The organism is Sulfurovum sp. MH2-6 (assembly GCF_058374785.1).
Window position 1 is genome coordinate 582,490 of record NZ_CM178170.1, and the last position, 16,164, is coordinate 598,653.

The window sequence follows — 16,164 nt, forward strand, 5'->3', positions numbered from 1 at the left end:
AGGGTACACTTTAACCTTCTTATGTTAGAATAACTAAAATTAATTTTAAAGGATTACAAGTATGAATTTACCAGCTATTTCCATACCGAATATAGATCTTCCGTTTGATATCCCGGTGTTACTTCACCCGCCGGTAGATCATTTTGCTATAGCACTGCCGATAGTGGTTTTACTGATAGAGTTTATTAACGTGTTTATAAAGAAAAGATCTCTCTCTGTACTCTCTCTCTTTTTGGTGATCGCTATGGTGATTGCCGCGATCGGCGCCTATCTGACAGGAAGTGTGGATGGTAAAGAGGCCTATCCTTTATTGAATGAAATGGGACAGTCAGAGCTGAAAGAGCACAAACTGTTGGGTACGTATATTATGTTGTTCTCAGGCATTGTGCTTCTGTTTAAATTGGCTCAAATGATCATGTCCAACGGACTTGCAAAAGCATTTTATCTGTTGATTCTTGCACTCTTTGTAGCAGGGGTGCTCAAACAAGGTAAAGAGGGTGGAGAACTTGTCTATGAGTTCGGCGCAAATGTAGAGATGGTGCAGACACTAGATGACGAGAAGTTTGATCTACAAGAAGAACGTGATGAGCTTGAAGAAGAGCTGGAAGCTAAAACAGAAGAGCTTGAGTCTCTGAAAGCAAAAGCTTCTGAGCCTGTGGATGCGGTAGAAGAGACTACTGAAACAACAGACGAGACAGACGAGACGGAAGCGGCTGAATAAAGGCCTGATACGGTCCCTGTCAAAACGGGATGGCAGGCTTATGAGCCGCCATCTCCCTCCACTGTAAATTCTATATCATATCTCTCTTCCGGAATTTTTGTTTCAAGGTTTGCAAGATATTTTGCCATAAGACGCGTCTGCTCCGGGGTGAGTGATTGTGCAAAAGAGATCATAATCGTTCCAAAAGCAGTTCGCGTCTTTCCTTCCTGCAGGTCATTGAGGCGTTTTAGTATCACCTTCTCTTTCAACCCTTGCAGTTTTGGTGACGCCCCCATACCTTCTCCATAGTTTCCATGACAGGAGTTGCAGGCATTTTGAAGATAGAGTTGTTTCATCTCCTCTTTTTCTGCTTGGCTAAGCTCTTCAGCCGTGAGTGATAAGATTATGATTGTCAATAAGAGTATATGTTTCATGTTTGTTATTATATTGAAAGGAGCTTAGTAGAGTATTCTTGCGAGGTAAAGTCCTTCAGGAGGGGCAAGTCTATGTGTGTATCTTTTTATCCCTTCTATCTGCTCTTGAAGCTCGGAGAGTTGCATCTGACCTTTGGCACACTGCATCGCACTCTCGATCATCATCCTTACCTGTGAACGTAAAAAACCGTTCGCCTCAAAGTAGATGAAGTGATAGTGGTTTATTTTCCGGTATCTGGCCTGATAGATACAACGGACCGTGGTATGTGTATCGCTGCCTGTTTTATGGAAGTATTTGAAATCGTGCTCGCCTATAAAACAATTCAGAGCTTTTTGGAGCAGTGCCGGATCGAAGGGTTCATAAGTTGAGATATATTTTTTCTCGAAGATAGAAGGGGCCTCTGTTTTGAAGAGATAGCGGTAGAGACGTTTTTTCGCACTGAACCTTGCATGAAAATGATCGTCAACCTTTGCAATGTGCTTGATGGCAATGGCATCTAATTTACGGTTGAGGTTAAGTTTGAGTTTTTCCAGGTCACGCCAGTAGGAGGGGAGGTCAAAGTGTATCACCTGTCCGGTCGCATGGACGCCTCTGTCGGTACGGCCAGAACCCGTAATGGTTGAATCGATCTTCAAGGATTTCAGTGCATCTTCGATCGCTGAAGTGACAGTCTCTTTGGTGCTTTTCTGTCTCTGAAATCCAAAGAATGCACTGCCGTCATAGGTGATTACTGCTTTAACACGCACTAAAAATACCTTGATACGCGCTTTTCAAAGAGCCATCTACCCGAAAGCCATAAGATCGCACTGATAATCAACAGAAGGATCAGGTTACCGTTTTTCTGAAATGCCGAAGCGATCAGGTAGAGTATAAATATGACAACAAAGGTTGTCAGTATCGTATGGTTCTTTTGATACCTTGGATTGATGATGGTAAACGATGCAATGAGATAGACCGACAAGAGTGGGATAAGACTTATAAAGAGGTTGAAGAGTGCCTTGTGCATTCTCTTTTTGTCGGTTGCAGCTTGCATCCAGTAAGATAAAACGGTTCTAAACTCATAGACCTCTTCTCTATTTTGATCATAGACCTTTAACTCCTTATACTGAGCCTCTTGTAGTTTTTCCTCAGTATAGGTATAGCCGTAGCCATCGCTAAGCTTCAGCATCATTCTCCCCTCTTCATGAAGCAGTGCACCCTTTTGGGAGCTGAAAAACTGTTCTTCCCCTTCGCCTGTCTGGTTATAGATGACAAGATTCTGAAAGGAGCTATCGTTTTTGTCTTTGACATAGATATAGAAATCTCCGAACTTTTGACCGATCTTTCCAGGAATGATATTGAAACTTGCTTCGGCTCTTTTTTCTGCTTTAAACGCATTGTAGGCCTGTACACCCAAAGGCATGGAAATGAAAGCGATGGAGAGCAGGAGCATAGAGAAGAGAAGCGCCAGCGAGAAAAAGTTTTTCACTACCGACTTTGCGTTAATCCCCAAGGCATGCAGTGCCATAAGTTCATTGTCCTGGGAGAGTCTTCCCAGGACATTCGATAGCGCAGTAATAAAAGAGATAGGTAAGGTATAGAAAACGATCTCGGGAAGAGAGAGCATATAGAGTTTAAGGAGTTCATAAAAGGTAAGATTGATCTTCACCGTCAGTGAAGAGATCTTAATAAGAAAGACCAGCGATACGATCAGGTAGATAGGTAAGAATATCGTCAAAAATGACTTAGTGAAATTGGATGAGAGATACCCTTTGATATTAACCATAGATGATCAGCTCCAGAAGATCGGCTGCCTGTGTATCAAAAAGATAGGTGATCAGTGTTGCCAGGGCCAAAAAAGGTACAAAGGGTACCCCTTTTTCTCTCCAGATGAGTGCAGGTATGATAGCCAGGATCGCTGAGAGAAAGATCGCGACAAAAAAGCCGGGAAAACCAAGCAGGGCACCCATCGTACCGGCAACGATGACATCTGCACCTCCCATGGCCTGACGCTTGGCGATAAGAGAGGAGAGCAGACCTATCAGATAGAGCCCTCCTGCCGCGATCACAGCATAGAGCGCTGCATTCACAAAGTCCGGTTGGACCAAAGCGAAGGCCAATGCTGTAAAGTTGACATTGTCAGGTACGGCCATATATTCGAAATCTATCACGACCAATGCAAAGAGTGCGGCAAAGGAAGCGGCTACAAACGGAAGATACCAAACAAGACCGAGTTTAAAATAGAGTGCTAAGAATATGACTCCGGTAAGAAACTCTACCACAGGATACTGGGCAGAGATCTTCTCTTTACAAAATGCACATTTTCCTCCCAGAGCGATCCAGGAGAAGAGAGGTATATTGTGATACCACTTAAGCGGTGTTCCGCAGCTTTGACATCGGGATGCAGGAAAGGCGATATTCTCACCTTTTGGGATACGGTAGATCACAACATTTAAAAATGAACCTATCATAATACCGAAGATAAAGACCATGAGCGTAACAGCTAACTCCATTTAGACACCTCCAAAACGTCTGGCACGTTGTTTGTAGTCAGTTAATATCGTATCCAGTTCATCTGGAGTAAAGTCCGGCCATAAGGTAGGGGTAAAGTAGAACTCCGCATAACTGATCTGCCAAAGAAGGAAATTGGAAATTCTCTCTTCACCGCTTGTACGGATCAGGAAATCTATGTCACTGTAGGGTGTCTGCAGGTGAGAAGAGATATCCTCTTCCGTGATCTCGGTTTTTCCCTCTTTGATCAATCGGTTGACCGTGTCAGTGATCTCCGCACGGCCTCCGTAGTTGAGTGCAAGAACCTGTGTAAGCTTGGTATTGTTCCGGGTCAGTTCTTCCGTTTTCTTGATCCGCTTCTGCAGTGCTGTAGAGAACTGAGAGAGATTACCGATAGCCTGAAAACGTACACCGTGCTCCTGGTAGGTATCCAGCTCATTTTGAAGGTATCTGTCAAGCAGTTTCATTAAAAACTCTACCTCCATTTTGGGGCGTTTCCAGTTTTCTGTACTGAAGGCATAGAAGGTGACAGTCTCAATGGTTTCGTGTGTCGCACAATAGGTAGTGATCCCGCGGATCATCTCGGCGCCTTTTTCATGCCCCTTGACACGTTTTAGCCCACGCTCTTTCGCCCATCTGCCGTTGCCATCCATGATGATCGCCAGGTGTTTTAGCGGAAGACTATTCATTCACAAGACCTTCTGCATGGGTCAGGATCTTATCAGCGAGGGTGAGTTTATCCGCTTTACCCAGGTCTGTTGTACCGGTATTGGTGATAAACGTGATCTCATTGTCCGGGGTTCCGAAACTTCCCGCATCTTTAAGCAGGTTGTAGCAGACTGCATCGATCTCTTTTTGTTCCAAGAGACCTTGCGCATTTGCAAGACCGTTTTGCGCATCCATCTCTGCTTTAAAGCCGACTACTGTCACCCCGTCTTTGTTGAGTGAGGAGAGTATATCCGGGGTCTGCTTGAGCTCAATGCTCCACGCTTCTCCCAACATGGTTTTTTTCATCTTTCCGTTCTGAGGGAATTTCGGTGTGTAGTCCGAGACTGCCGCCACCATGAAAAGATAGGGTCTCTTTTGGATCAGTTCGATAGCATCAGGCGTATTGAGGCTGGCTCTGCTCATTTTTCCTTTTTTTGCCACGCGCAGCGCATCTTGGGTATAGTCAAGGAGTTCCTCTGTACTCTCTACATCTATCGTGTAGATATCCTGAGGCAATCCTTCATTTCCGGTAGAGGTGATGTAGCAGACATCGGCACCTTTAAGATAGAGGCTCAGTGCAATGGCGTTGGCCATCTTCCCAGAAGAGAAGTTACTGAGGTAACGCACTTCATCGATCTTCTCCCGTGTTCCCCCTCCTGTTACAACCACACGTCTGTCTTCCCAGAAAGGCTCTCGCATAAGGGCTTTTGCCGCAGCATAGAAGATCTCATTCGGCTCCGCCAGCGCACCGCTTCCGGTATCTCCGCAGGCAAGCAGTTTCTCTTGCGGTTCAACGATCGTATAGTCATTGAGTTTGAGCATTTTGATAGAACCGGTCGTGTAGTGGTTGCTGAGCATTTTTGTATTGGCTGCCGGTGCCACGACGATCTCTTTAGCATAAGCCAAAGCTGTTTGCGTGAGGATATTGTCCGCGATCCCTTTGCTCAGTTTGTTGATCGTGTTTGCCGTTGCGGGTGCGATCACAAATACATCACACTTTTTCCCGATCTCGATATGGTTGAGCTCACTGCTCCAGCTTTCACTGCTCTCTGTAAGTACCGGGTTACGTGTGAGCGCTTCAAAGGTAAGCGCCGAGACAAAACGTTCAGCAGCAGGTGTCATGACTACATGTACATCCGCTTCGGCTTTGACAAAGAGTCTGGCGATATCGCAGGCCTTGTAGGCCGAGATGCTTCCTGTCACTCCGAGAAGAATGGTTTTGCCTTTTAGATTGAGTTGCATTATTTCTCTCCAAAGAATCTGTAAAAGAAGTTTTTGATCGTCTTCATCGGTGTACGCGACATCGCAAGTTCACCTTTGGCAACATCTTTTGTAATGGTACTTCCTGCTGCGATAAGTACATCATCTTCGATCGTAACGGGAGCTACCAGTTGCGTATCGGAGCCTATAAAGACATTTTTACCGATCTTGGTTTGATACTTCTTCTTTCCGTCATAGTTACAGGTGATCGTTCCCGCACCGATATTGGTCCCGCTATCGATGGTGGCATCACCGAGATAGGCAAGGTGTCCGGCCTTGACACCCTCAAGTGTAGATTTTTTCACCTCTACAAAGTTACCGATATGGGTATGTTTGAGGAGAGAGTCCGGTCTTACGCGTCCCATCGGTCCTACGGATGACGCTTCGATCACCGCATCTTCGACCACAGAATTTGCTTTGATATGCGCCTCTTTCAGTCTGGAGGCTCCAAGAATGGATACACCGTTTTCAAGGGTACACTCCCCCTCAAATGTAGCACGTGCATCGATAAAGATCGTCTGAGGCAGTCGCATAATGACCCCTTCTCTCATCCAGTGGTTTCGGATACGTGTCTGCATGATCTCTTCGGCATGTGACAGGTCAAGCTTGGAGTTGACCCCCTTGAACTCTTCCTCTGCGACAAAGACAGGGTGTACGACTCTCTCTTCCTCCACTGCCATTTTGATGATATCAGTCAGATAGTATTCTGCCTGTGCATTGTTGTTGTTGAGTTTCGGGATATAGCGCTCCAGAAGCTCACTGTTGACTGCATAGACGCCTGCATTCACATTTTGTACCAAAAGCTGTTCGGGGGTACAGTCTTTCTGTTCTACGATCTCATGGACATTCCCCTCTTCGATGATCACCCGGCCGTATCCACTCGGGTTTTCAAGTCTGATGACAGACATATTGATCTCTGCATCACCCGCAGTCAATGCTTCAAGTGAAGATTTGGTGATCAAGGGCATATCACCGTTGAGGATCAAGGTACGCTCATATCGGGTCTTTACCCCTTTCATCGCTCCGCCTGTACCAGGGAACTGCTCAGCATCCTGGATGTGGAACTGTATCCCCTGATAGACTGCTTCTATCTCCTCCTGAATACGTTTTGCCTGGTGGTAGAGTACAACAGTGATATCAGTGGATATCTCTTGTGCAGCATCTATCGCGTGGAAGAGCATTGGCTTTCCAGAGATTGTATGAAGGACTTTGGGGGTTGAGGATTTCATCCTGGTCCCCTGTCCTGCTGCTAGTATGACTACACTGATAGACATCTTATACCCCTTTTTGATAGAATTACATAAAATTTAATAATTACGTGATTATATCGAATTAATTTAAAGGCATCGAAGTGATATGTAAACATTTTGGAGAGTGCGGCTCGTGTGGGCTTTATGGTAAGAGTTACGCAGATCAGTTGGAATATAAACAAGAGAAGGTCTCAAAACTTTTGGCCCCTTTTTATACTGAGGCGTTGGAGGTTTTTGACTCTCCTGATTCACACTACCGTGCAAGAGCAGAGTTCCGTATCTGGCATGAGGGGGAGAGATGTGATTATGCGATGGGGAATATCGAGAAAAATGGTGCAGTGACGATCGGGGAGTGCCCTAAAGTCATTGAAGCGATCGAAAAACGCATGTGGAAGCTGTTGGAGAAGATCAATGCCTCCTCAGAGGTACTGAAAAAGCGCCTTTTTGCAGTAGAGTTTTTAGCAACCACCACGGATGAGTGTCTGATCACGATGCTTTATCACCGTAAACTGGATGAAGTATGGAGCGAAGAAGTCAAAGCCTTGGAGAAGGAGCTGAATGCCAAGATCATGGGGCGCAGCCGTAAGCAGAAGGTGGTGCTTAGCGATGAGTATGTTACCGAGGAGCTGGAGATAGACGGGAAGCCATTTAAGTATGTGCAGTATGAGAGCGGATTTACCCAGCCTAACCCGGCAGTCAATGTAAAGATGATCGAGTGGGCGATCAAGCAGGCCAAGAGGGTAGGGTATGGAGACTTTCTTGAGAGCTATTGCGGGCTTGGGAATTTCACGCTGCCCCTTTCACACTATTTTGACAAGGTTCTGGCTACGGAGATATCCAAGCGTTCCATCCATGCAGCACTTCAAAACTGCGACTTGAACCACATCTCGAATATCACATTTGCCAGACTGGCATCCGAAGAGATGACCGAAGCGCTTCAGGGCAAACGGGAGTTTAATAGACTCAAAGATATCGATCTGAAAAGCTATGCGTTCAGTACGGTACTTGTTGATCCCCCGCGTGCAGGATTGGATGACGGCACGATAGCGCTTATCAGCGGTATCGAACATATCATCTATATCTCATGCAACCCCGAGACACTCGCACGTGACCTGGAGAGACTGACCCAGACCCATGAAGTGCTTGAAGCGGCCATCTATGACCAGTTTCCACACACCGATCATGTAGAGAGCGGTGTGTTTCTGAAGAAAAAGTAGTCGTTTACACTTCATTGACAGTTGCTTGTTAAGATGAATGCAATAAAAACAAGCAAGGCGGACAATGCGTGTAGTAAGACTCTCTTTTTTACTCTTTTTCCTTCTTCTCACGCCGGGTATATCAAAAGACTATACCCAACAACGAGAAGTGAAGCTCTTTATTGACCGGATGGTCAATAAATATCAGTTCAACAGGTCTTATCTCAATCGTCTTTTCAGGGATGTCAAGTTCCAGAGGAAATCACTGGCTATTTATGTCCCCTCCTACAGAGATAAGGTGAAACCCGGAAGAAGTGCAAAAAAAAAGGGCTCATGGGACAGGTATGAAGAGATATTTCTCAAAGAGTCTAAAGTACAAAAGGGTGTAGCCTATATGCATCAACACCGAAAGACTTTTCAAAAAGCCTATAAAAAATACGGGGTCGAGCCTGAATATATCGCTGCGATCATCGGTGTTGAGAGTCACTATGGTGTCAATACCGGTAAATACCCCACCTTTGATACACTGACCACACTGGCATTTGAACCCCATAGAAGACAGAAGTTTTACAGATCCGAGCTTCAAGAGTTTTTACTGATGACAAGAAGAGAGAGGGTGAACCCCCGAGATGTCAAGGGTTCTTATGCCGGTGCGATAGGACTGGGGCAGTTCATGCCCAGCAACTATAAGACCTTTGTTGTAGACTTTAACCGTGACGGGAAAAAACGGATGCATAATCCTGTGGATGCGATCGGAAGTATCGCCTACTACCTTAAACGTCATGGTTGGAAGCGGGGGAGACCGGTCGCCGTGAGGGTCTCTTATCCCGGTAAACGCTACACTGGTAAAAAAACGGGCTACAGACATCGGTATCATAGGGCATCGCTGAAAACGATCTATCCAAAATCGAAGTTCAACTACAAAGGGAAAGTGCATCTGATCAAACTGCAACGTTTCAGGTATGATGAACTTTGGTACGGGACGAAGAATTTTTATGTGATCACACGATATAACCACAGTGACTACTATGCGATGGCCGTTTATCAGTTAGCGCAGAGACTCAAAGAGGGGTATAAGAAAAAGTACGGGAAGAGGCTGTAGCAAAGTTCATCCTGATTTCTCAGGATGAAGGATTATTGTGCAAGTTTCATATGTTCGATCTTTGTACAGTAGTTTTGTACGACTTTCATCCCTGCATCTTTTGCTTTTTGTGCCGCGGCATTGTTGACCAGTCCCTGTTGTCCCCAGAAGACCTTTACATCACCACGCTTGATACATGCATCAGCGATCGCATCAAATGCAGCAGGTTTTCTAAAGATATCCACCATATCGATCTTAAATGGGATCTCTGCCAGCGAACGGTAGACCTTTTCGCCTAAGATCTCATCCTCTTTAGGGTAGACGGGAACGATCTTGTATCCTGCATTTTGAAGGTATCTGGCTACCATGTTGCTCGCTTTGCTCTCGTCGGGTGAAAGACCCAGAACGGCAATCGTTTTGACATTCTCAAAAATCTCTTTCATCTCCTCTTTGTTACTGTTTACCGTTGGAAATTCACACTCCATAGTTCTTCCTTAATTGAATTTGATATAATTTGAGCATTATTACTTAGGATAGTTAATGTTAGACTTAAAAGAGATAGAAAAAGCTTATGAAAGAGTATCGGGTGTAGTACATCGTACGCCTTTCAGTCATGCGCCCATACTTAGTCAAATGAGCGGGTTGGAAGTACACCTCAAAAAAGAGAACCTCCAGCGTACCGGAGCCTTTAAACTCAGAGGGGCATTTAACAAGATCGCATCATTGATGGAGGAGGGAGGTATCACGGGTGTGGTAGCTGCCAGCGCGGGGAATCATGCACAAGGTGTTGCTTATACTGCACAGCATTTTGGAATTGCTGCAACGATCGTGATGCCGGAGTCTACACCTTTGACAAAAATTCAGGGGGTGAAAGAGTTTGGCGCTTCTGTGATTTTGCATGGTGCCAATTATGATGAAGCCTATGCGCATGCGACCGAGTTTGCTGAGGAGAGAGGATTGAGTTTTGTCCACCCTTTTGCGGATGATGAGGTGATGGCAGGCCAGGGTACCATTACACTGGAGATGTTCGAAGAGGTGCAAGACCTTGACGCGATCGTTGTGCCGGTAGGCGGCGGTGGGCTGATCAGCGGGATCGCTGTTGCAGCCAAAGCACTCAATCCTGACATCAAGATCATCGGTGTCTCTGCCGAGGGGGCACCTGCGATGAAAAAGTCCTATGATGCCAAAACAGCGATCGATACCACCAGTGTAAGAACGATCGCTGACGGTATTGCTGTGCGCGATACTTCTCCTGTGACGCTGGAGTATATCCTGAAGCATGTAGATATGTTTGAAACGGTATGTGAAGATGAGATCGCCGCGGCGATACTCTTTTTGCTGGAAAAACAGAAAGTACTGGTTGAGGGGGCCGGGGCAGTAGGTGTCGCTGCCCTGATGCATGGAAAGCTGGATCTGCCCCATGATGCCAAAGTGGGGATCGTACTCAGCGGAGGAAATATCGATGTGACAATGCTCTCTCTCATTATAGAAAAAGGTCTGGTAAAGAGCAGCCGGAAAATGAAACTCTCCGTACTGATGGTAGATAAACCGGGCTCCCTGATGCACTTTACCGAACTTTTGACAGAGGTGGGTGCGAATATCGTGCAGATAGGATATGACAGAACCTCTATCGATCTGGAGTTTGGTGATGCGACGGTCTCTGTACATCTGGAGACCAAAGGTGTGGAGCACCAGGATCAGATCCGTAAAGTTCTCAGAGAGGGTGGCTTCAGCTTTAAAGAAGAGTATTAAAAAATAAGGTATACATCACACTAATTTTAAAAGGAATGATTTGATCGCTATAGATTTAGGCTCGAATACTTTGAGGGTAATCCGGTTAGATTGTGAAAAATCACAGTATATCGATGAGTATGAGAAGACTGTTAAGACGGCTGACGGATTGGCTGATACGGGGTTAGTGAGTGATGCGGCTGTAGAGAGAGTCATTGCTGCACTCTTGGAAGCAAAAACGAAGATAGATTTTTCCAAATACCGTCTGAAAGCTGTGACGACCGAAGCGATAAGAAAAGCCGAGAATGCCCAAGCAGTACTCGAAAAGATCAAAAAAAAGACCGGGATTGATTTTGAGGTGATCAGCGGGGATGAAGAGGCGAGGCTGACCCTCCTTGCAGTCAAGCACAGACTCGCACAACTGCGCTATCCCTCAAAGAACTTTGTGGTGGTTGACATAGGCGGGGGATCGACTGAGCTTATCTTCCACTATGAGGATGAGGTGATCGCCAGAAGTTTTCCCATCGGCATCGTCACTATTGCTCAGACCTATAAAACACTTGAAAATATAGAAAAGGCACTTCCAGATGCTATGCTGGCTATTGAAAAGTTCTCTTCAGAAGTCTTTGCGACCAAGGGGGATATCAATGCTTTGGTCGCCACTGCAGGTACACCTACGAGTGTGGCTGCGATGAAACTTGGACAGACCTATGCCACCTATGATGCAAGCAAGATCAACGGTACGGCACTCACCGTTGATGAACTTGATCTCTATCTGGAAAAGTTGCTGGCTATGCCATTTGAACAGCGTGAAGAGACATGCGGAACAGGGCGTTCGGATCTCATCGCCGCAGGGATACTGATCTTCAAGCAGCTTTTTAAGATTCTGGAATGTGACCAATGTGTCGTAGTGGATGACGGACTTCGGGAAGGTGTAGCCCTGGAAGGGTGTAAAGATTTTTAATTCAGATATTATTTATCCTATTTGGGTATAACTATCTTACTCAAACCTCTTTTTTGCTATAATCAGAGGAAATTTAACAAATGGAGCGTGTGATCATGCAGATGAGTGGTGCACAGATGGTGTGTGAGGCGATCATCGCTGAGGGTACAAAGACCGTTTTCGGTTACCCCGGCGGTGCGATCATGCACGTGTATGATGAGATATATAAGCAAGACGGGTTTGAACATATTTTGACTCGTCACGAACAAGCGGCCGTACACGCGGCAGACGGATATGCCAGAGCAACAGGTGAAGTCGGAGTTGCGATGGTAACCAGCGGACCGGGATTCACAAATGCTGTGACAGGACTGGCAACAGCATATATGGACTCAATCCCAATGGTCGTTATCTCAGGACAGGTGCCACTCTCACTGATCGGTACGGACGGATTTCAGGAGATTGATGCGGTAGGTATCTCAAGACCTTGCACAAAGCACAACTTCTTGGTACGTACGCTTGAAGAGCTTCCCCGTATTATCAAAGAGGCATTCTACCTGGCTAGAACCGGAAGACCGGGACCGGTTCTTGTAGATATCCCGAAAGACATTACAGTGGATATCGGTGAATTTGTCTATCCTACAGAGGTAAATATCCCTACCTATAAACCTACCTATAAAGGGAACAAGCGCCAGATCGAAAAAGCTGCCGAAGCGATCAAAAAGTCAAAGAAACCTTTGCTTTATGTCGGTGGAGGTGCGGTGCTCTCTAATGCCTATCAGCTTGTTAGAGCATTGGCGGAGAAGACCCAGATCCCTGCTGTTGAAACATTGATGGCAAGAGGGGTAATGGGTGCGGATAACCCATTGCTGCTCGGGATGCTTGGAATGCACGGAAACTATGCATCCAATATGGCGATGAGTGAAACTGACCTGGTCATTTCGTTAGGTGCGAGATTTGATGACAGGGTTACAGGTAAACTTTCAGAGTTTGCAAAATATGCGGATGTCATCCATGTAGATATCGATCCTGCAAACATTGCAAAACTGGTAGATGTGGATTATCCGATTGTTGGGGATATAACTCAGGTCCTAGAGGATATGATGCCGTTACTGGAGGATGTAGATACAGACCGTTACCAGGCATGGAGAGAGATACTCAGACGTTATGATGAGCTTCACCCTCAATCTTTTGTGGACAGTGATACCGAGATCAAGCCTCAGTGGGTGATTGAGAGAATCGGTGAGTTGGTCGGTGAAGAGGCGATCATCACATCAGATGTCGGTCAGCACCAGATGTGGGCTGCACAGCACTATCCGTTTGACAGACCGCGTCAGTGGATCAACTCAGGTGGTTTGGGAACGATGGGATTTGGTTTCCCTGCCGCGATCGGTGCGAAAGTGGCGTTCCCTGAAAAAACTGTTGTGAACATTACAGGTGACGGATCGATCTTGATGAATATGCAGGAGCTTGTAACCGCAGCCGAGTACAAGACACCGGTCATTAATGTCATCCTTAACAACCAGTTCCTTGGGATGGTACGTCAATGGCAGAGTTTCTTCTATGAGAAACGCTTCTCTGAAACTGATCTCACTTTCCAGCCGAACTTCAAGAAGTTGGCAGAAGCGTGTGGAGGTATCGGTTATGATGTTACGACCAAAGAGGAGTTTGATGCCGCACTGAAAGATGCGATCGAAAAAGACAAAGTATGTTTCATGAACGTTGCGATCAGCCGTTTTGAGAACGTACTTCCGATGGTACCTGCAGGTGGTGCGCTGTTTAACATGATGTTGCCACAAAAGAGCGAAGACGATAAAGGAGAGAAGTAATGAGTATAGAAAACGAAAGACGTGTAATCTCAGTTATCGTGATGAACGAAAGTTCAGTGCTCGCACGTGTGACTTCACTCTTTGCTGCACGTGGATATAACATCAATTCACTCACTGTTGCACCTATACCGAACAGTGAAATGTCACATATCACGATCGAGACAGAGGGAAGTTCTAAAGTGATGGAACAGATCACAAAACAGCTTCACAAACTGATCCCTGTCTATAAGGTGATTGAACATGAAGAGATGGTTGAAAAAGAGATGGTTCTGGTCAAGTTTCCGATTGCAGAAAATCTCAGTGATATCTCTGCACTCTGCAGTGCTTATAATGGCGGTATCGTGAATGTAGGGACGGAAATGGTGATCGCTATGGCGGCTGATGAACCATGCCGTATCAAACACTTTATTGAGGCAACAGAGCGATATAATCCGATCGAGGTCGTGCGTGGTGGTGTCGTAGCCATTGAGCGTTAACTCATTTTATTTTCCCGCCCTTTTCGCGGGAATCTCACTTCATGATAACTTTTATCACATATTAGGTTGATAGTATGACATATAAACTCTCCCAAATCACACAAAACATTGGCGTCGAATACAGCGGTCAGGATATTGATATTGACGGTCTCCATACCCTAAGTGAAGCGACCTCTACCCAGATCAGTTTTTTTAATGACAAAAAATATGCTGCGCAACTCCCTCAAACAAAGGCTGCTGCAGTCTTGATCGATAAAGAACATGCAGCGTTGTTACCCGAAACAACCATTGCACTGATTACGGACGAACCTTACTTGAAGTTGGCTTTGGCTTCGAAGTTCTTTGCCCATAAGTTGACAACAAAGAGTGAAGCACCTGTAGCGGGTGAAGGGTGTGATATAGATACAAACGTGAGATTCGGAGAGAATGTCACGCTTGGTGAAAATGTGACGATCATGTCAGGATGTTATATCGGTGATAATGTGACAATAGGCTCAAATACACTGATTTATCCGAATGTCACACTCTACCACCAGACAACGATAGGATCTGAGTGTATCATCCATAGCGGAACGGTGATAGGGAGTGACGGTTACGGTTTTGCCCATACAAGAATGGGTGAACATATCAAGATCTACCAAAACGGGAATGTATGCATTGAGGATGAGGTAGAGATAGGCGCAAACTGTGCGATAGACAGAGCAGTATTCGGTTCTACAGTCATCAAAAAAGGCTCCAAGCTTGACAATCTTATCCAGATTGCCCACAACTGTGAACTCGGAGAGTATTCACTCCTTGCTTCACAGGTAGGATTGGCAGGTTCTACAACGACAGGGCGTAATATTGTGATGGGAGGACAGAGTGCATCGGCAGGACACCTGCATATCGGTGACTTCAGTACTATCGCAGGGAAGGGCGGTGTGACCAAATCACTTGAGGGCGGCAAGACCTATGCCGGATTCCCTGCAATCGACCATAAACTCTGGTTGAAGATGCAGGCAAAAATCTCTGGACTTTTAAAACGTAAATAGTTATAATCAAATACTATATATTTGAAGGAGTATGCTATGAGCGGAAAAGTTACAATAATAGAAGAGATGAGTCTAAGCGGAACTGATAACGGAACCATTACTGTGACAACGGTAGAGGAGCCTTATGGTGCGGGAAGTGAAAGTGTCGCAAGTATCGGCATTGCACTTCAGGCAAATGCTGAAGAACCTGATTGGAAAGTGCATCTCCCAAAAGAGAATATCGATGCAGTGATTGCTGCACTTCAAAAGGCAAAAGAGAGCCTCTAAAACCTTATGCGATGAATGGCTTTTAAGCCATTCATCTTCTATTCATCGTGTTTCATAACCTTATACTGGTCTAGTGCTCTTTGCATCAAGTCCGGATCAGGTACCTTTCTTCCTGCGATATATCCGGTGATATTTCCCTCTTCGTCAAACTTGGGCTTAATCCATACAACCACAAGGTAGTATTTCCCCTCATTTGTCATATTTTTGACAAATCCTTCCCAGTAGTTTCCTTGTTTGATCGTCTCCCACATCCCTTTGAAAGCTGCTTTTGGCATATCCGGGTGTCTGTTGATATTGTGCGGAGAACCGATCAACTCTTCTTTCGTATAGCCTGTTAACTCTCTAAACTTTCGGTTGGCATAGGTGATGATACCCGCAGGATCTGTCTCTGTAATCATCACACCACCATCAAATGGTACTTCCTCATCTATTGGATCAGGTTTGGTGATCTCTTTACCTGTTATTGTATTTTTAATCGTTCGGCCCATTTGATAAACTCCTGATGAATAAAGTTTGTTGTAGAAAAAGAAACTTTAAATGGGGAAAGCGGAGAATCGATAGATAGGTAAACGAGATAACAGTATAAAAGGTACTATGATAATCTACATAAACGCTATGACTTTATATGCTCCATTTCACCTTTTGTTCAATTTTCATTTTATAAAATATTAATAACTAAATGATACCATCTTATACTTATGTGTATGTGAAATCAGAGGATTTTTTTGCAACCTTCGCTACAATACGCAATAACGTCTAGAGGCTATTGA

18 protein-coding genes are annotated in these 16,164 nt (G+C 45.3%); 9 read left to right on the forward strand and 9 right to left on the reverse strand.

Annotation, left to right across the window (positions count from 1 at the left end; translation table 11 throughout):
• The first annotated feature begins 61 nt into the window (after positions 1 to 61).
• On the forward strand, positions 62 to 721 hold the full coding sequence (locus AC4JOV_RS02850; protein WP_229936645.1) for a DUF2231 domain-containing protein: 660 nt from the start codon (positions 62 to 64) through the stop codon (positions 719 to 721).
• Positions 722 to 759: 38 nt separating this feature from the next.
• Here the strand turns inward: AC4JOV_RS02850 and AC4JOV_RS02855 are convergent, their stop codons facing one another.
• From AC4JOV_RS02855 to glmU, 7 genes are read right to left on the reverse strand one after another with little or no spacing between them, the layout of a single operon-like run.
• Positions 760 to 1,134: a c-type cytochrome gene (locus tag AC4JOV_RS02855; protein ID WP_229936644.1), complete on the reverse strand. Its 375-nt coding sequence runs from the start codon at positions 1,132 to 1,134 to the stop codon at positions 760 to 762.
• 24 nt (positions 1,135 to 1,158) lie between these two features.
• Positions 1,159 to 1,881: a tRNA pseudouridine(38-40) synthase TruA gene (gene truA / locus AC4JOV_RS02860; RefSeq protein WP_229936643.1), complete on the reverse strand. Its 723-nt coding sequence runs from the start codon at positions 1,879 to 1,881 to the stop codon at positions 1,159 to 1,161.
• Positions 1,881 to 2,900: an LptF/LptG family permease gene (locus tag AC4JOV_RS02865; RefSeq protein WP_229936642.1), complete on the reverse strand. Its 1,020-nt coding sequence runs from the start codon at positions 2,898 to 2,900 to the stop codon at positions 1,881 to 1,883. Before AC4JOV_RS02865 ends, truA begins: the two co-directional genes overlap by 1 nt.
• Positions 2,893 to 3,627 (reverse strand): prepilin peptidase, encoded by a 735-nt coding sequence (locus tag AC4JOV_RS02870; RefSeq protein ID WP_229936641.1) that lies wholly within the window; start codon positions 3,625 to 3,627, stop codon positions 2,893 to 2,895. Before AC4JOV_RS02870 ends, AC4JOV_RS02865 begins: the two co-directional genes overlap by 8 nt.
• Positions 3,628 to 4,314 (reverse strand): polyprenyl diphosphate synthase, encoded by a 687-nt coding sequence (gene uppS, locus AC4JOV_RS02875; RefSeq protein WP_229936640.1) that lies wholly within the window; start codon positions 4,312 to 4,314, stop codon positions 3,628 to 3,630.
• Positions 4,307 to 5,575 carry a bifunctional phosphopantothenoylcysteine decarboxylase/phosphopantothenate--cysteine ligase CoaBC gene (coaBC, locus tag AC4JOV_RS02880; RefSeq protein ID WP_229936639.1) on the reverse strand — a complete coding sequence of 423 codons (1,269 nt, stop codon included), beginning with the start codon at positions 5,573 to 5,575 and terminating at the stop codon, positions 4,307 to 4,309. The genes uppS and coaBC overlap by 8 nt, the downstream gene beginning before the upstream one ends.
• Positions 5,575 to 6,867 carry a bifunctional UDP-N-acetylglucosamine diphosphorylase/glucosamine-1-phosphate N-acetyltransferase GlmU gene (gene glmU / locus AC4JOV_RS02885; protein ID WP_229936638.1) on the reverse strand — a complete coding sequence of 431 codons (1,293 nt, stop codon included), beginning with the start codon at positions 6,865 to 6,867 and terminating at the stop codon, positions 5,575 to 5,577. The genes coaBC and glmU overlap by 1 nt, the downstream gene beginning before the upstream one ends.
• Before the next feature lie 143 nt (positions 6,868 to 7,010).
• On the opposite strand from glmU, the gene trmA reads away from it, so the two are divergent.
• Together trmA and mltB are read left to right on the forward strand one after the other, a co-directional pair.
• Positions 7,011 to 8,060 carry a tRNA (uridine(54)-C5)-methyltransferase TrmA gene (gene trmA, locus AC4JOV_RS02890; protein ID WP_318532947.1) on the forward strand — a complete coding sequence of 350 codons (1,050 nt, stop codon included), beginning with the start codon at positions 7,011 to 7,013 and terminating at the stop codon, positions 8,058 to 8,060.
• A gap of 64 nt (positions 8,061 to 8,124) precedes the next feature.
• On the forward strand, positions 8,125 to 9,141 hold the full coding sequence (mltB, locus tag AC4JOV_RS02895; RefSeq protein ID WP_229936636.1) for a lytic murein transglycosylase B: 1,017 nt from the start codon (positions 8,125 to 8,127) through the stop codon (positions 9,139 to 9,141).
• A gap of 32 nt (positions 9,142 to 9,173) precedes the next feature.
• Here the strand turns inward: mltB and AC4JOV_RS02900 are convergent, their stop codons facing one another.
• The gene (locus tag AC4JOV_RS02900; RefSeq protein WP_229936635.1) at positions 9,174 to 9,605 is read right to left on the reverse strand and encodes a CoA-binding protein; all 432 of its coding nucleotides are present in this window, start codon (positions 9,603 to 9,605) and stop codon (positions 9,174 to 9,176) included.
• A gap of 55 nt (positions 9,606 to 9,660) precedes the next feature.
• Between AC4JOV_RS02900 and ilvA the strand changes: the two genes are divergently transcribed.
• The 6 genes from ilvA to AC4JOV_RS02930 all read left to right on the forward strand — a co-directional run bounded on the left by ilvA (position 9,661) and on the right by AC4JOV_RS02930 (position 15,394).
• On the forward strand, positions 9,661 to 10,872 hold the full coding sequence (gene ilvA, locus AC4JOV_RS02905) for a threonine ammonia-lyase (protein WP_229936634.1): 1,212 nt from the start codon (positions 9,661 to 9,663) through the stop codon (positions 10,870 to 10,872).
• Positions 10,873 to 10,912: 40 nt separating this feature from the next.
• Positions 10,913 to 11,815 carry a Ppx/GppA phosphatase family protein gene (locus tag AC4JOV_RS02910; protein ID WP_229936633.1) on the forward strand — a complete coding sequence of 301 codons (903 nt, stop codon included), beginning with the start codon at positions 10,913 to 10,915 and terminating at the stop codon, positions 11,813 to 11,815.
• Positions 11,816 to 11,910: 95 nt separating this feature from the next.
• On the forward strand, positions 11,911 to 13,620 hold the full coding sequence (locus AC4JOV_RS02915) for an acetolactate synthase large subunit (protein WP_229938378.1): 1,710 nt from the start codon (positions 11,911 to 11,913) through the stop codon (positions 13,618 to 13,620).
• On the forward strand, positions 13,620 to 14,096 hold the full coding sequence (gene ilvN / locus AC4JOV_RS02920; protein ID WP_229936632.1) for an acetolactate synthase small subunit: 477 nt from the start codon (positions 13,620 to 13,622) through the stop codon (positions 14,094 to 14,096). The genes AC4JOV_RS02915 and ilvN overlap by 1 nt, the downstream gene beginning before the upstream one ends.
• A 74-nt stretch (positions 14,097 to 14,170) precedes the next feature.
• On the forward strand, positions 14,171 to 15,127 hold the full coding sequence (gene lpxD, locus AC4JOV_RS02925) for a UDP-3-O-(3-hydroxymyristoyl)glucosamine N-acyltransferase (protein ID WP_229936631.1): 957 nt from the start codon (positions 14,171 to 14,173) through the stop codon (positions 15,125 to 15,127).
• A 36-nt stretch (positions 15,128 to 15,163) separates the two neighbouring features.
• Positions 15,164 to 15,394, forward strand: a complete 231-nt coding sequence (locus tag AC4JOV_RS02930; RefSeq protein ID WP_229936630.1) for a hypothetical protein — start codon at positions 15,164 to 15,166, stop codon at positions 15,392 to 15,394.
• 38 nt (positions 15,395 to 15,432) lie between these two features.
• Here the strand turns inward: AC4JOV_RS02930 and AC4JOV_RS02935 are convergent, their stop codons facing one another.
• Positions 15,433 to 15,882 (reverse strand): PAS domain-containing protein, encoded by a 450-nt coding sequence (locus AC4JOV_RS02935; RefSeq protein WP_229936629.1) that lies wholly within the window; start codon positions 15,880 to 15,882, stop codon positions 15,433 to 15,435.
• Positions 15,883 to 16,164 lie beyond the last annotated feature (282 nt).

Coding starts and splice junctions, on each gene's coding strand:
- AC4JOV_RS02850 (WP_229936645.1), top strand. CDS start 62: ATGAATTTACCAGCTATTTCCATACCGAATATAGATCTTCCGTTTGAT.
- AC4JOV_RS02855 (WP_229936644.1), bottom strand. CDS start 1,134: ATGAAACATATACTCTTATTGACAATCATAATCTTATCACTCACGGCT.
- AC4JOV_RS02865 (WP_229936642.1), bottom strand. CDS start 2,900: ATGGTTAATATCAAAGGGTATCTCTCATCCAATTTCACTAAGTCATTT.
- AC4JOV_RS02870 (WP_229936641.1), bottom strand. CDS start 3,627: ATGGAGTTAGCTGTTACGCTCATGGTCTTTATCTTCGGTATTATGATA.
- uppS (WP_229936640.1), bottom strand. CDS start 4,314: ATGAATAGTCTTCCGCTAAAACACCTGGCGATCATCATGGATGGCAAC.
- coaBC (WP_229936639.1), bottom strand. CDS start 5,575: ATGCAACTCAATCTAAAAGGCAAAACCATTCTTCTCGGAGTGACAGGA.
- glmU (WP_229936638.1), bottom strand. CDS start 6,867: ATGTCTATCAGTGTAGTCATACTAGCAGCAGGACAGGGGACCAGGATG.
- mltB (WP_229936636.1), top strand. CDS start 8,125: ATGCGTGTAGTAAGACTCTCTTTTTTACTCTTTTTCCTTCTTCTCACG.
- AC4JOV_RS02900 (WP_229936635.1), bottom strand. CDS start 9,605: ATGGAGTGTGAATTTCCAACGGTAAACAGTAACAAAGAGGAGATGAAA.
- ilvA (WP_229936634.1), top strand. CDS start 9,661: ATGTTAGACTTAAAAGAGATAGAAAAAGCTTATGAAAGAGTATCGGGT.
- AC4JOV_RS02915 (WP_229938378.1), top strand. CDS start 11,911: ATGCAGATGAGTGGTGCACAGATGGTGTGTGAGGCGATCATCGCTGAG.
- ilvN (WP_229936632.1), top strand. CDS start 13,620: ATGAGTATAGAAAACGAAAGACGTGTAATCTCAGTTATCGTGATGAAC.
- lpxD (WP_229936631.1), top strand. CDS start 14,171: ATGACATATAAACTCTCCCAAATCACACAAAACATTGGCGTCGAATAC.
- AC4JOV_RS02930 (WP_229936630.1), top strand. CDS start 15,164: ATGAGCGGAAAAGTTACAATAATAGAAGAGATGAGTCTAAGCGGAACT.
- AC4JOV_RS02935 (WP_229936629.1), bottom strand. CDS start 15,882: ATGGGCCGAACGATTAAAAATACAATAACAGGTAAAGAGATCACCAAA.